The following is a 14,725-nucleotide window of genomic DNA, read 5'->3' on the forward strand; positions in this document are numbered from 1 at the left end:
TTATTTCAAACGTATTCAAAGCGTAATAATTACGATTTATACTAATCATTTTATTAAAAGAATAGTGATTTGTAAATATATCTTCACTGTTCGTTTACTTCATAAGCAACTCGAATTCCAGACTCTATTGCTCCTTGCATCCACCCATGTGTTAATGTCGTATGCTCTCCGGCAAAATGCACTTTCCCAGATGGTGGTGTAATATACGGAAATAACTCGAGTTCTTGGCCCGGTTCGAAAGCTGTAAATGCGCCGCAAGAATACGGATTTTGGCTCCAGCAAAAAGATGTTCCAGTAACAAACTCACTATAGACGATGTCGCCGTATATTTCTGCTAAATTTTTTAATGCGTAACGAATGCGATCTCTTTGCGGGAGACTATCCCACGTTAACGCCTCATCTGCCCACGTATAACTCGCTAAAACGATAGCCGCCCCTGGTGTTTGAATGCCATAACTCGGATAATATGTAAATCGTATAGGTAAATCTGTAATAGATTTACCGCCACACTGTCTCGCTTTCTCCCAAAATCTACTTTTAAACTCTATCGCAATTTTAGTTGCAGCAATATAATTTAATTCACGAATTGCTCGTCTTTTATAATAAGAGAATAAATGATATGGCCGAACTTCTACAAATCGTAACGCTGAAAATGGAATTGTGATAATAGCAATATCACTTGTTATAGTAAATCGCTCTAACGTTTGCTCACGATTTCCTTGTAACATTACTTTATTATCTTCTTGTATAATTTTCTCTACTTTATATGACATAAAAATATTATCCTTTAGCTGTGGCAAAAATGAATTGGGTAATACATCCATTCCACCCGTTATCTCATAATATTTCGTCGTTGAAGTAAAAAAAATCATTTCCCGTAATACTTCAATTAAAGACATTCCCATATAAGCTTCCATATCAAGAAGTACCCCAATCATATCTATTGCACCGTCTGAATAATATTCAGTTAAAAATGAGCCGAGCGAATATGTTTTATACTTTTTTTCAACGATAATCCAGTTTTTATTAGGATCTTTTTTTATAAAATTTAGTATGGGTTCTAATACTACTAACATTAACTCTTCTGCCGTTTTCCCTTTTTCGTTCTCTAAAACAGGATATCCAATTTTACTTGGATTTTTTTCAAATACGCTCAATCTCGTTTTAATATTATTCGTATAAATAATATCTGAAGTGGTTTTATTTATAAAAAGATTTAATGGTAATTTAAATTTACGAATGTAAGCTAAAGTTAACTCGTGTGTTTCAGGAATTCGCATTGGCCCTACATTAAAATATAAACCAGAGCTAAATGGTTCACGAATCGTATATATTCTTCCGCCTATTCGATTATTTGCTTCTAAAATTGTTATGTTATGCCCTGATTCTTTCAATAACGATGCTGCAACTAATCCTGAAATTCCTGCACCAGCAATAATAATTTGCTTTGGATTCTTCGTTTTTACGAGCCCCACATTAATAATATGGAGCATTCTTTCCATCGTTAATGGATGCATCATGCCCTTTTCCCCTTCGATAAAGGATTTTATTGCATTATATTCGGTTCACTTACTTCCTATGTTTCGTGCAAAGAATTGCACGGATACATTTTCAATTACTTGAATATCTTTTATAAAGTGTAATAAACTAGATATGACTCTATAGAAGTAAGACGTATTATCTTACATAATAAAATCAATGAAATTGCGAGGAATTTTGAAATGAAAAAAGGGATTAACCGTGTTGTATTAGTAGGAACAGGAGCAGTTGGATGTAGTTATGCTTACTGCATGATTAACCAAGCTGTAGCTGAAGAATTTGTTTTAGTTGATGTAAACGAGGCAAAAGCTGAAGGAGAAGCAATGGATTTAAGTCATGCTGTTCCATTCGCTCCAGCTCCAACTAGAGTATGGAAAGGTAGCTACGAAGATTGTAAAGATGCTGATCTTGTAGTCATTACGGCTGGATTACCACAAAAACCAGGCGAAACACGTTTAGATTTAGTTGAGAAAAACGCGAAAATCTTTAAACAAATCGTTCGTAGTATTATGGATAGCGGATTTGATGGTATCTTCTTAATCGCAACTAATCCTGTCGATATTTTAACTTACGTAACTTGGAAAGAATCTGGTTTACCGAAAGAACGCGTAATCGGTTCTGGTACAACTCTTGATTCTGCTCGTTTCCGCTATATGTTAGGTGAGTATTTCGATATTGGTCCACACAACATTCATGCTTATATTATCGGGGAACATGGTGATACGGAACTTCCTGTTTGGAGTCACGTATCAGTCGGTATTCAAAAACTACAAACGCTTCTTGATAAAGACAACACATACACGCAAGAAGATTTAGACCAAATCTTCATAAACGTTCGTGATGCAGCTTACCATATTATCGAGCGAAAAGGTGCAACTTACTATGGTATCGGTATGTCACTTCTACGTGTTACAAAGGCGATTTTAAACGACGAAAATAGCGTATTAACAGTATCAGCTTACTTAGAAGGCCAATACGGTCAAAAAGATGTTTATATCGGCGTACCTGCTGTTTTAAATCGCGGCGGTGTTCGTGAAATTTTAGAAGTGGAATTAAGTGAAGAAGAAGAATTAAAATTCGATCACTCTGTTCAAGTATTGAAAGAAACAATGGCTCCAGTTCTTTAATCGTTTATTCAAAAAAGCAATCCAATTTATTTTGGATTGCTTTTTTTGATTGTTCCTTGAAAACATCAGTTATTTTCTATCATTTCCTATTTTTTAAACTGTTCCTCATTGTTTACATCAAGTACATCTAATAAAAAGATAAAGATTGGTATCCCGATAATAAGCCCCCATATTCCAAGGAAATGTTCTGAGAAGATGAGAATCATAAATGTATAAAAGATTGGCAAATTCGTTTTCGCAGACATAAACTTCGGATTTAAAAAATAACTTTCAAGAGCATGGATTACTGTAATGAACACAAGTATGTATACAACGTACATTACTCCGCCTACGTTATAAGCAATAATACAAAGTGGAAACAAGGAAATGATTACACCGGCAACAGGAATCAAACCGAGTAGAAAGACCATGACGGCCAATACAAGAAGCTGCGGAAATCCTAAAATCACAAGTGCAATTACAGTGAGTACACAATTGACAACCGCAATTAAAAACTGTGCTTCAATTACTTTACCGAACGATCTTGCAAACCTTTCACCAAAATATGCAATCTCCTCATAAAAAACCTTCAGACTACTATCTTTAAATTTCGAAGTAAATGATATTATGCGTTCTTTTTCTAACAAGAAAAATAAACTTAAAATAAGAGAAAGTAGTATTTGCAAACTGACTTTTCCTATATTTGCAATCGATTGATATATGACATCTACACCTTGTTCTATATATTTTGATACTTCCATCCCATTAATTGTTGAAAGTGCATATTTAATGATCTCATTATCAGGTGGATTTTGAAAAAACAACCTAAACTGATAAATCAATTGGGAAATTTGTATCGTTAGTACAGGTAAATATTTATATAATGTTGTGCCGATAAAAGTAACTAATATTATATACAAACATGCGATAACAATTTTCCGATTCACTTTCAATTTCTTTGAAATAAAACGTTGAAACCGATCCATTAAAAATGTAAGTATGAACGTAATTAATATTAAATTGATCATACTTTTTAATCCATATAATACAAGCGCTACTATTATTAAAACGAGAAACCGTTGGAACCCTCTACTTCGAAAGAAATTTTTCACTTCATTCATTAAGATTTAACCTCCCCCTTCAATGGATGGAAATTGAATATATTACATTTTATGAACTTCTATAGACAATCTTTCTTACTAATTGAGAAGAATCCTTTTTTTCTTTTTATATTGTTAGATTCTTTTCATATTAGCCTACCAACATATTTCAGTGGAGCTCTTTTTTTCGTTTACCCTTTTACAGTTTTGGTGATCTTCTATTTTTAGACTGCTGCTCATACGCATATCCAATATTGAACAGTTCCTTTTCACCAAATTGCTTCCCGACAAACACTGCACCTACTGGCTCTCCATTGTTATCATATCCTGCTGGCACCGCTAATTCTGGATAGCCAGCTACAGCTGATAGAAGAACTTCTTCGTTGTTAATCATAACTAAAGCATCCAAACCTTTTTCTACTAAATATCTATCTAGCTCTTTTCTTGCATTTTCTTGACTCGATCGTACTATTTTTTCAAACTCATCTTTCGTTATAGCAGATTTTTCAGATCCCTCAATTAATGCTTGTCCGTATTTTATTCGTCTATTACTATCCTTTTTATTAAACGCTATAATCTCTTCTAGCGATTTTACCGGCACATTTTTTTGCTGTGCAAGATAGTCGTTAACATTATGTTTGAACTCATATTCTAATGTTTGCAGGTTATCTACTCCCCCATCGTTTAACTGAATATCATTAGTCAAGATCGCACCTGCATCTTGAAGGTCTTTTCTAATCTTTTCTGCTACTTCTTTTCTATTCTCATCTTGTCGATCTATTGAAAAAAGAACTCCTACTTTTTTCCCTATCAATCCGTCTATTGATAAGTCCTTCGTATAATCAATTCTTTCTTTATCTTTCATTTTTTCTGTCATAGCATCTTTTCCATCATAACTTACCATTATATTAAATAACGTTGCCGCATCCTTTACCGTTCTTGCCATCGGCCCTGCTGTATCAAGTGTTTCAGCTAACGGAATAATGCCAGATCTACTCACCATACCTAGTGATGGACGTAACCCAACTACTGATTGCTGCGTCGCGGGTGCTACAATTGACCCAGTCGTTTCCGTCCCGATTGCAAGTGGTGCAAAATCTGCCGCAACTACTGTAGCAGATCCAGAACTTGATCCCGATGTATCAAACGTAATCGGACCGTATGGATTCAAATTTTGTCCTTTTTTCCCGCTATATCCGCTAGGCATTGTAAAGGATAAATAATTTGCCCACTCAGACATATTCGCTTTCCCTAAAACAAACGCACCTTCTTCTTTCAACTTCTTCACGATTGTCGCATCTTTATCTGCAATCCAATCTTTTAACACATACGTGCCCGCACTTGTCGGCATCACCTTTTCTGTTTGTACATTATCTTTTACGATAACCGGCATGCCGTATAAGTTCGACTTCTTATTTGAAGACCTTTCTTTATCTAACTTTCGCGCTTCTTCCATTGCATTTGGATTAATCTCTGTAACAGTATTTAATGATATTCCATTTTGGTCATGTTCTTGTATTCTAAAAAGATAAATACTCGTTAATTCTTCATATGATAATTTTCCATCATCAATCATTTTTTGAAGCTCGTTCACAGTCGCATTTACAACCTCTTTTTCTTTTATCTTTACTTTATCTATGTTGATTCCTTTCAGCTGATTATGTATCGGTTTTAACACTCTATCTTTATCATATACGATACGCTCAGGTTCCTTTGGAAAATAATTTTTATACACGTAATATCCTCCGGCACATGCCAATAGGACAATACCCCCAGCAATTGACAGCGTTATCTTTACCCACTTTTTCATGCTGTTTCCTCCGCTCTAAAAGTTGCTCCATTGTATTGAAAAAGAGAGTTATCCTCATAACTCTCTCTAATTAGAATGCTAAATGAAAAAATAAAGGATTTCAATTTCATTACTTCTTTTTTTGCATTTGCTTCGCTAATAATTCTTTCACTTGATTATATGATAATCCCGAATTTTCATTTAAACGTTTTACTTCTTCAACATCAGTACCTACCACTGTATACTTTTTCTCATCATTCATTTTCCCACTTCCCTTTCGATTATTTCTTATATTTTTCCCCTAAACTCTTATTAATTAACACAAATACAAATACGGAAACTGGACGAAATTCAATAGCTAAAGGGAATTCAGTTACATAAGAGGAAAAGATAAAAAAATGTCGAATGTATATACTTGTTAAATTTAAGGGCTTGGAGGGTACATTTTGAAAACATATGAGTTTAAACATAACATCCCACCATTAGAAGAGTACAAATATTTGTGTGATTCTGTTGGATGGACTGATTATATGAATTTTGATGTAGCAGATACTTCACTGAAGAATTCTATTCACTGCATCACAGTGAAAGATAATGAACAAATAATTGGCATGGGGCGAATTGTTGGTGACGGATCTATCTATTTCTATATTCAAGATATAGTAGTTCATCCGGATTATCAGAAACATGGTATCGGGAAAGAAATCATGCATCGTTTAGTTGCATACTTACATGAGAATGCCCCTGATAAGGCGTTTGTTGGTTTATTTGCATCAGAAGGTAAAGAATCATTCTATGAAAAATTTGATTTTAAGGATTACTCACCAAACATGACGGGGATGTTTACTGTCATTACAAAACAATAAACATAACAGATTTTTAATTGTAAGGAAAAACTTCGATTCATATGAAGGAAATCGTTCTTGCAGTAAGAGTTTAACATTGCATACGAAAGGAGAGTACATATATGACTAATACGTACTCTCCTTTTATTTAACTTTTTATATATTAAATTTCTTAATAAAATTTCACTACATCTTCAGTAGGTAAGAAAGTTCTTTCTCCTGGTTGTTCATTTGGCTCACCAAATGGCATTTGTCCTACTAAGCTCCACTCTGCTGGAATGTTCCAAGTTTCTTTCACTTCAGCATCTACGATTGGATTGTAGTGTTGCAGGGATGCGCCAATTCCTTCAGCCGATAATAACATCCATACAGTATGTTGTAACATTGCATTTCCTTGATGAGACCAGAATGGGAACTGATCTTTATATAATGGTGCATTTTCTTGCATTTTTTCTACTGTTGCTTGATCTTCAAAGAATAACACAGTCCCAACACCTGTATGGAAACCTTTTAATCTTTCTACAGTTGCTTCAAAGTTTTCTGCTGGTACGCGGGCTCTTAGTGTTTCTTTAACAATATCCCAAAACTTTTCATGTTCTCCATCCATTAATACAACCATACGACCACTTTGCATATTGAAAGATGTTGGTGCGTGTAAAGCTGTTTGTAAAACTTCTTCAATTTTTTCTTTCGTAATTGCATCGTTTTTTGTTACTTTACGAATAGAACGACGGTTCACGATTGCTTCTTTTAAATTTGTTGTAGTTGCTGACATTTTAATTCCTCCAAATATTTGTTTTATAATTTATTTTGTTATTTCATAACAAGCGAATTAGCAATATCCATCTGTATTACATTGCATACCTTCAAATGAATTTGTTTTATCCTTTTCAATTTCTTTATCGATGACTCTTTGTAGCGTTTCTTTACTAGCAAGCCCTTGAATGACTTCATCTCCAATCATGACAGTTGGAACAGCCATAATATTTGCTTCATCATATGCATGCTGAATTGCTTCTTGATGCTTTTCTTTATATTTACGAGTTACTAAAGCATCTTTAAATTCAGATTCAGGAAGACCTACTTCTACCGCTAATTTTGTTAAAACATCAATATCTTCAATGTTTTGCTCTTCTTGGAAAAATGCGGTGAATACGCGGTGATGATACTCATTTCCTAGTCCACGTTCTTTCGCAAATTGACATCCTTCGAAAGCTAAATGTGTATATGGATGCGGTGAAACACGCGGCAAACGCATATCAATTCCTAACTTCTTCGCGGTTGGAAGAATAAAAGCATCCCATGAGCCTAATTTTTCTGGCTCATTCCATGGATCTATTTTTGAATATGGACTTGGACGTAATTCAAATGGCATCCATTCAATTTCTACATCTTTCTCTTTCGCAACTTCATCTAATGGACCTTTTGCTAAAAAACAAAATGGACATATAAAATCTGAGTATACTTTCATTTTTACAGTCATACTTTTACACCTTACCTTCATAGTTGTAATCAAATCAGTTACATTAATAATAAAAAAATATAAATATGATTTAAGCATTCATTTTTTCTTGCAAAGTTTCAAACAAATGCCCCATCGTAATATTTCTCAAAATTTCTTCCATCGCGGATTGCGCTTGTATTAATATAACTTCTAACACCGCTTGAATATTTGCTCCAATTGGACAATCTGGATTTGGTTGCTCGTGAATATGAAATAATTTATCCTCTTCCACTACATTCACTGCATGATACACATCTAACAATGTGATTTCATGTAAATTCTTTAATAATCCCGCACCACCTGGACCGCGGTTTACATATACAAAACCCGCTTGTTTCAAGTACGACATGATTTTGCGAATGACTACTGGATTTGTGTTTACACTTTCAGCCATATAGTCTGAAGTACAAAGTGAAGATGGATTATTTTTCAAAATAGATAAAATATGAACAGCTATAGAAAAGCGGCTACTAATTTTCATCGTGATCATCACCTCGATGTAATCATTATAGTTACAACAAAAAGATAAGTCAATCCTTTTCATAAATTTTTTATAAGCAAATTAAAAAGTGTCCCATTAAGATATATGAGACACCTCTTTTTACTCTGCAAATAGCGCTTGAAATTCCTCTATAAATAGCTGCACAGCTATTGAAGAATCCTTTAATGAAGGAACAGCTAAAGCAATTTCTCTCCATACTTGTGGTTCCAATTCCCTCGTTTGCACATTCTGTGGTAAATTCGTTAAAGATAATTCGGCTAATATTGCAATACCTAGCCCTTCTTGAATCATGTTTAAAGCTGTAGTAACGGTTGATATTACATACTCAGCCCGAAGTGGTACGTTGGCTTGTTTAAACATATCAATAATGGGTGGTTCATATCCGCCCTTACATAATATGATTGGTTCATTCTCTAAATCACTAATTGTAATAGAGTCCTTCTTACAAAGAGGATGGTCATCTCTTAAGATAACAACCATTTTTCCTTTCGTTAATGGAACAATCTCCATCTCTTTATTAGGCAAAATAACAATTCCTATATCAACAACCCTCGATACTAACCAATCTTCAACCTCTTGAATCGTTCCTTCGCAAAGAACGACCTCTAAGTTCGGATACTTCTCCTTAAAATGGTTTATCATTTTCGGTAAGAAATGTGCAGAAGCACTCGGAAAACTCCCAATTCGAATCGTCCCAACTTCGTGCCCTTTCTCCATCGCAACTTCTTGTTCAATCTTCTCTACACCGTTCAAAATCTCTCTAATATGTACAAGAATTCTGTTTCCTACATCCGTAACAATTAGCCCTTTTCGTTTATCACGTATAAGAATAGTAACTCCTAACTCTGACTCAATACTTGAAATGGCATGACTGACTGCTGGCTGCGTCATATTTAACACCCGGGCCGCCTTCGTAAAACTACCTAACTCAACAGTTTTTATTAATACTTGCAGTTGTGTAATGGTCATAACTAATCACTTATACTCCTTATAAAAAAGATTCATTTTATTTATTACAGTCGATATCATATCATAGTGAAATGAATAACAACAAGGAGGTCTTACCGTGACACAGCTTTCTCGAACTAAGACGGCCATAATCCTTACCTTTCTCGTTTTCATGTGGGGAATCAATTGGCCTTTATCTAAGTTTGCCCTGCATTATACACCACCCGTTTTATTTGCAGGCGTTCGAACTTTAATTGGAGGATTCATTTTACTTCTTTTCGCATTACCGAAATACAAAGAGTTACACTTAAAAGAAACTTGGCATTTATACGTTATTTCTTCTTTACTTAACATCATTATATTTTACGGATTACAAACTGTAGGCCTTCAATATATGCCCGCTGGGTTATTTTCCGCCATTGTATTTCTACAACCTGTTTTACTCGGCATTTTCTCATGGATTTGGCTTGAAGAATCTATGTACGGCTTAAAAATTTTCGGGCTTGTTCTTGGATTTATTGGCGTAGGTGTCATTAGCTCTAGTAGTTTAACTGGACATATTTCTATTATCGGAATCCTTCTCGCGATAGGATGCGCTATTGGCTGGGCACTTGGAACAGTATTTATTAAGAAGACTGGGCACCGCGTTAATTCCATTTGGATGGTAACACTGCAGCTTATTATTGGCGGGCTTTGCTTAATTGGATTTGGATCAGAGTTTGAAAGCTGGTCTAGTATTGCTTGGAGTATACCGTTTGTTAGTGTACTACTCTTTATTTCATTCTTTGTTATTGCAATGGGATGGCTTGCATACTTCACTCTTGTTGGAGCTGGTGAAGCAAGTAAAGTTGGGGCTTATACATTCCTCATTCCACTAATCGCTATTATTGTAAGTTCAATTTTCTTACATGAGGCCATTACTATTAGCTTATTCATCGGACTATTATTTATTGTTGTGAGTATTTGTTTCGTAAATATAAAGCCGAAAACACTTACTGTAAGGCAGCAGGTTGAAGTGAAATAAAAATGAAAAAGAGCCTGCTGTTTGTAGGCTCTTTTTCACCCTTTTATCAGTAGAGTTCAGTTACGGAGAGTTGTATTAAAGGGAATTTTTTTCTTTTTTATTGTATGATTATACTTAAGTAGTAAGAATATTACCTCTACTATATATGGATGGACTAACAATTCTAATCATAAGGGGGCATTATATGGTTATACAGTATAAAGAATTTGGAGATTCCAGCTCACCACTTCTGGTTTTTATTCATGGGGGTGGAGTCAGTGGTTGGATGTGGGACAAACAAATTAAACATTTTACTAACTATCACTGCCTTGTTCCTGATTTACTTGAGCAAGGAAAAAATAAAAGTAAAGATCCTTTCTCAATAAACTTTAGTGCTGAAAAAATCATAGACCTAATTGAAGAAAAAAGTCAGGGTAAAACTGTTATAGTAATTGGGTTTTCATTAGGCGCTCAAGTATTAATTTCCATGCTCAGCATGAAGCCAAACTTAATTCAATATGCTATGATCAATAGCGCATTAGTTAAACCAATCCCTTTCGCTAAAACATTAATAAGCTTCCTTAGCTTAACCTACTTCCTAATAAAGAGTAAGACATTTTCCAAAATACAAGCAACATCAATGTACATAGATGAAACACAGTTTGATAACTATTATCATGACAGTTGTCAAATAAATAAAAATACATTTGTAAGGATATTAGAAGAAAATATGTCGTTTACAATACCAAAAGGTTTCAAGGATGCTAATAGTAATATATTAGTAACTGTTGGAAACAAAGAAAAAAGAATTATGAAAGACTCAATGACTGAAATCCTTGAAAATAATACAAATTGCACAGGTATTATCATTCCTAAAATTGGTCATGGAATCTCTTTAGCAAATCCCATACTATTTAATACTTTAATTGAAAACTGGCTCGAACATGATATCCTGCCGGAAGACTTAATAATCGTCAATTGATTTCCATACATCAATACATTTCATTATAGAGTGGCTATAATAGTACCACTATCTTCATTCTTTCTAATCCATAGACCTAATAAAAAAGGTCTCATTATTTTCGATGAGACCTTTCAATCTTACTTACCTTTTACGGCGTACTACAAAAACACACGCACCTGCCGACGATACAATCGCCAAAATAGATAAGACAATCGCTATTACTTGCATATTACTAGTACCTTCATTCTGTTCTACACTAGACACTTCACCATGTTCTCCTGTTAATGACGTACCTTTTGCAATTGTAGTAAGTGAATGTGGTTTTTCAGCTTTTTCATCGCCTGTCCATTCAACAATTTCTCCGTCTTTATATTGTTGATATGCATCCCAAGCTATTTTTTGTTCTTTATCCGGATTTTTAGCGACGAAAGTAAATCGCTGGAACTGACCGGGTAAAATCCCTTCTCCTGTTGCTTCCCATACTACAGTTTTCACTTTTCCAGCATTATCTTTCTGCTCTTCCACTTTCCATCCTGGCACTGGTTCATACTGTTGGAACTCTACTCCAGACGGTATTTTCAATGTAACTTTTGTCGTTGCTACATTCTTCTCAACTGGTACTTTTATCGTGTAAGTCTCCCAAGAATTAACGTCCGAAGCTTCTGGTTTCACAGTGACGTGCGCACTAACAGGTAACGAAAAAATCCCCATTGCAATTATTGTTGCGATCATTGTTGTGCCAAATTTTTTTATACGTTTCATTTTCTATTAGCTCCTTTTTATCTATACCTTCTCTTTATCCCGGCTATTCGCCGGATAACCCGATTGATGAGGGCTGATTAAAGTTTCACTTTATCTGCCGCCTACAATAAATTTATAATCCGTATCAAAACTATCAAGAGATTTTGTTAATCCGTGCACTTGCATATTCCAGTTTCCTGTCATGTTAATATATATACCTTCCGCTTCATATTCTCCTGGTGACACGGCCGAAACTTTAAATGAACCCTTCCCCATATTCATATCCAATGATTGCGTGGTTAAAATAATTTGCTCCATATCAGTAACAGGTTGTCCGTTCTCATCCTTTAAAGTAATATGGAATGTATTTTGTCCTACTTTATTAGGACTTACATGTAAAGTAAGTTCATATCCATTATCTAATTGCTTACTCTCTGTAAAAGGTCCAGTTGGAGGCATCGGCGGTGTTTGTACGTTTGTCATAAAAGCTACGATTACGAAAATGATAATTCCAATGATAAACTCTACTTTCACCGTAGCGCCTAATCCTTGCTCCGCTCTCATTTTCCCTTTCACATAATGAACAATTCCCAATATCCCCATGAAAATGAATAAAAGTATCTTTGCTAATAAAGCTAATCCATACTTCGTATCAAATAACGAGTGGATTGTTGGTATAAAGAATGTACTGTTAAAAAGACCTGTTATTAAAATCACGATGACAGCACCTGTTGCCCACGGTGAAAAACGCTTAATCATATCCCAATACATATTCCACTTGTCTTCCTCTTTACGTAAAAGAAAAATAATGGATGATAGACCTCCAACCCATAACGAAGCTGCGAATAAATGTAGAAAGTCCATAACGACCGCAATCTCTTTAAACTTTAAACCAAATGCATGACTATTAAAGGCTTTCATAACAAGTATCCCGATAAACAATAGTATTGGAATGCTCCATACTTTAAACGACGACAACTTCTCACACTTCATCGCAAAATAAGTAACAATTATAAGCGAACTAATAAGAACCATTTGAGTAATCCATACATATCCAAAAACAGAAAGCTGTAATGTTTCTTTTAATAGTAATGGATCGAATGCTTCTAACCATGAAACATCAGCATTTATTTTCGCTTGCAATGGCAGATTGAATAATAAGCTAATCAATATACCCAATAATGAGATCCATATTATGTTCTTACTCCTTGATCGAACCGAGGTTGCATTCCCTTTATACATAATAAGATTAAAGAATAGCACTCCTATAAATAGTGAGAAACTTGTATATAAAACTCCACGTTCCATAATCATATCTTTTTTCGGGACATACCCCATCTCTTCTACTTGTATATCGTCTGCTCCCGCTTCCTCTGACCCAATTCGGAACGGAATAACTCCTTGAATAGGATGCCCGTCAGCAGAAATCACTTTCCACTGAATAGAGTAGAGTCCGTTTTTCAAGTTTTCTTTTAAGCCTACTTCTAATATTTTTTTGTTTTTCTTATCGATATGAGCATCTTTTAAATCTACTCTTGTACCTGAGGTATCTCTTACAAACAATGTATTAAAATGCGAAACTTGTATATCCTCATCAAATTCAATTTTCACTACAGATGGTGCTTTCTTCAACGTTTCATTTTCAGCAGGGTTTGATTTCACAACGTACGCATGAGCAGATGCACTTTTTGGTATCAATATGATAAGTACACACGCAATTAATAGCCATGCCCCTAACCTTCTCATTACTTTCACAATCATTTCACTTCTTTCTTCCTCATCACTATCTTTTCATTCCTTAAACTTCCCAAGTTTCATTCTCCGACGAAATATTAACCTGATTAAATATAAATTTCTATACAGTGTAACTTTTTATTTCTATCTCACCTCTTAACTTCCAATACAATAGTAACTACCTTCATAGATACAACTTACATTTTTAAAGTCGGTTGTTATTATATCATAAAATATATTTATGTAAGTTCCTAAAGAAGAAAAGTTATCGTGAATCATTTATGAAAAAAGTGTGAAATACATAAATAAAAAAGGTATTACGTTATTACGCAATACCCTTCTTCCATCATAAAATTTCTTTACTTCTCTTCTGGATAATCACAATACTCAATGATTGTTCCCTCTGTATCCGCTGGGTTAAGATATATTAATCTTCTACCGTGCTTATTAATTCGAAGTGTATGCTCTAACGTTCGAATACCTTGTTCTTTTAACTCTTCTAAAGCTACATCTAAATCATCGACACGATACGCAACGTGATGAACACCTTTACCTTTTTGTTTTATAAATCGTGCAATTGGAGATGTCGTATTATTCGTAGGCGCAAGTAATTCAATTCTATCTCCATCCACTTCAAGAATGGCTACTTCGCTTTCCACACCAGGAGCTTCACTTACGTAACGATCTATTAAAGTTCCTAACAACACCTTTTTGTTTTGTTTCAAGATAGTTGTACATCAGAAGGCGTATAACCCCCTATTTTTCAGCTTTAATTTTGAAATAGTTAAAACAAAGTTGTTCCTTATATGCATCCATAATTAATTAATCAAGGTAATTATTAAAACAACATAGTTGTACACTACACATATATTAGAAGCAAATTCAAACTTTACGTATCTCATCATTGGAGTATTTCATATATGTAATACACACTTGTATAGCAAGAAAAC

Annotated in this window: 15 protein-coding genes; 4 read left to right on the forward strand and 11 right to left on the reverse strand. The window is 34.5% G+C overall.

Annotation, left to right across the window (positions count from 1 at the left end):
• Positions 1-83 precede the first annotated feature (83 nt).
• Positions 84-1,520: a flavin monoamine oxidase family protein gene (locus QCI46_RS18275; protein WP_353841076.1), complete on the reverse strand. Its 1,437-nt coding sequence runs from the start codon at positions 1,518-1,520 to the stop codon at positions 84-86.
• 201 nt (positions 1,521-1,721) lie between these two features.
• On the opposite strand from QCI46_RS18275, the gene QCI46_RS18280 reads away from it, so the two are divergent.
• Positions 1,722-2,666, forward strand: coding sequence for an L-lactate dehydrogenase (locus QCI46_RS18280; protein WP_327960461.1), 945 nt, complete (start codon positions 1,722-1,724; stop codon positions 2,664-2,666).
• Positions 2,667-2,752: 86 nt separating this feature from the next.
• Here the strand turns inward: QCI46_RS18280 and QCI46_RS18285 are convergent, their stop codons facing one another.
• The 3 genes from QCI46_RS18285 to QCI46_RS18295 form a co-directional block, all read right to left on the reverse strand.
• Positions 2,753-3,766: an AI-2E family transporter gene (locus QCI46_RS18285; protein ID WP_087980217.1), complete on the reverse strand. Its 1,014-nt coding sequence runs from the start codon at positions 3,764-3,766 to the stop codon at positions 2,753-2,755.
• A gap of 178 nt (positions 3,767-3,944) precedes the next feature.
• Positions 3,945-5,555 carry an amidase family protein gene (locus QCI46_RS18290; RefSeq protein ID WP_353841077.1) on the reverse strand — a complete coding sequence of 537 codons (1,611 nt, stop codon included), beginning with the start codon at positions 5,553-5,555 and terminating at the stop codon, positions 3,945-3,947.
• A 109-nt stretch (positions 5,556-5,664) separates the two neighbouring features.
• A complete protein-coding gene (locus QCI46_RS18295) occupies positions 5,665-5,796 on the reverse strand; it encodes a hypothetical protein (protein ID WP_000997338.1) in 132 nt (43 codons plus the stop codon).
• Positions 5,797-5,980: 184 nt separating this feature from the next.
• Between QCI46_RS18295 and QCI46_RS18300 the strand changes: the two genes are divergently transcribed.
• Complete coding sequence (locus tag QCI46_RS18300) at positions 5,981-6,400, forward strand: GNAT family N-acetyltransferase (protein ID WP_353841078.1); 420 nt, start codon at positions 5,981-5,983, stop codon at positions 6,398-6,400.
• Positions 6,401-6,551: 151 nt separating this feature from the next.
• Here QCI46_RS18300 and QCI46_RS18305 read toward each other — a convergent pair whose 3' ends face one another.
• From QCI46_RS18305 to QCI46_RS18320, 4 genes are all read right to left on the reverse strand, one after another.
• The gene (locus QCI46_RS18305) at positions 6,552-7,154 is read right to left on the reverse strand and encodes a nitroreductase family protein (protein ID WP_327960455.1); all 603 of its coding nucleotides are present in this window, start codon (positions 7,152-7,154) and stop codon (positions 6,552-6,554) included.
• A 57-nt stretch (positions 7,155-7,211) separates the two neighbouring features.
• Complete coding sequence (locus tag QCI46_RS18310) at positions 7,212-7,862, reverse strand: DsbA family oxidoreductase (RefSeq protein WP_353841079.1); 651 nt, start codon at positions 7,860-7,862, stop codon at positions 7,212-7,214.
• A 70-nt stretch (positions 7,863-7,932) separates the two neighbouring features.
• Entirely contained in the window at positions 7,933-8,364 is a 432-nt protein-coding gene (locus tag QCI46_RS18315) for an Rrf2 family transcriptional regulator (RefSeq protein WP_483299021.1), read from the reverse strand.
• 120 nt (positions 8,365-8,484) lie between these two features.
• Positions 8,485-9,354 (reverse strand): LysR family transcriptional regulator, encoded by an 870-nt coding sequence (locus tag QCI46_RS18320; protein WP_353841080.1) that lies wholly within the window; start codon positions 9,352-9,354, stop codon positions 8,485-8,487.
• Positions 9,355-9,451: 97 nt separating this feature from the next.
• On the opposite strand from QCI46_RS18320, the gene QCI46_RS18325 reads away from it, so the two are divergent.
• Together QCI46_RS18325 and QCI46_RS18330 are read left to right on the forward strand one after the other, a co-directional pair.
• Positions 9,452-10,357: a DMT family transporter gene (locus tag QCI46_RS18325; protein WP_000192803.1), complete on the forward strand. Its 906-nt coding sequence runs from the start codon at positions 9,452-9,454 to the stop codon at positions 10,355-10,357.
• 184 nt (positions 10,358-10,541) lie between these two features.
• Positions 10,542-11,318, forward strand: coding sequence for an alpha/beta fold hydrolase (locus QCI46_RS18330; RefSeq protein WP_353841081.1), 777 nt, complete (start codon positions 10,542-10,544; stop codon positions 11,316-11,318).
• 123 nt (positions 11,319-11,441) lie between these two features.
• On the opposite strand, the gene QCI46_RS18335 is transcribed toward QCI46_RS18330, so the two are convergent.
• The 3 genes from QCI46_RS18335 to QCI46_RS18345 all read right to left on the reverse strand — a co-directional run bounded on the left by QCI46_RS18335 (position 11,442) and on the right by QCI46_RS18345 (position 14,500).
• Complete coding sequence (locus QCI46_RS18335; RefSeq protein ID WP_353841082.1) at positions 11,442-12,062, reverse strand: YcnI family copper-binding membrane protein; 621 nt, start codon at positions 12,060-12,062, stop codon at positions 11,442-11,444.
• Between the two features lie 90 nt (positions 12,063-12,152).
• On the reverse strand, positions 12,153-13,802 hold the full coding sequence (locus QCI46_RS18340; RefSeq protein WP_353841083.1) for a copper resistance CopC/CopD family protein: 1,650 nt from the start codon (positions 13,800-13,802) through the stop codon (positions 12,153-12,155).
• A gap of 332 nt (positions 13,803-14,134) precedes the next feature.
• Positions 14,135-14,500: a VOC family protein gene (locus QCI46_RS18345; protein WP_353841084.1), complete on the reverse strand. Its 366-nt coding sequence runs from the start codon at positions 14,498-14,500 to the stop codon at positions 14,135-14,137.
• Positions 14,501-14,725 lie beyond the last annotated feature (225 nt).

It is taken from the genome of Bacillus cereus group sp. RP32 (assembly GCF_040459735.1).
GTDB lineage: Bacteria > Bacillota > Bacilli > Bacillales > Bacillaceae_G > Bacillus_A > Bacillus_A wiedmannii.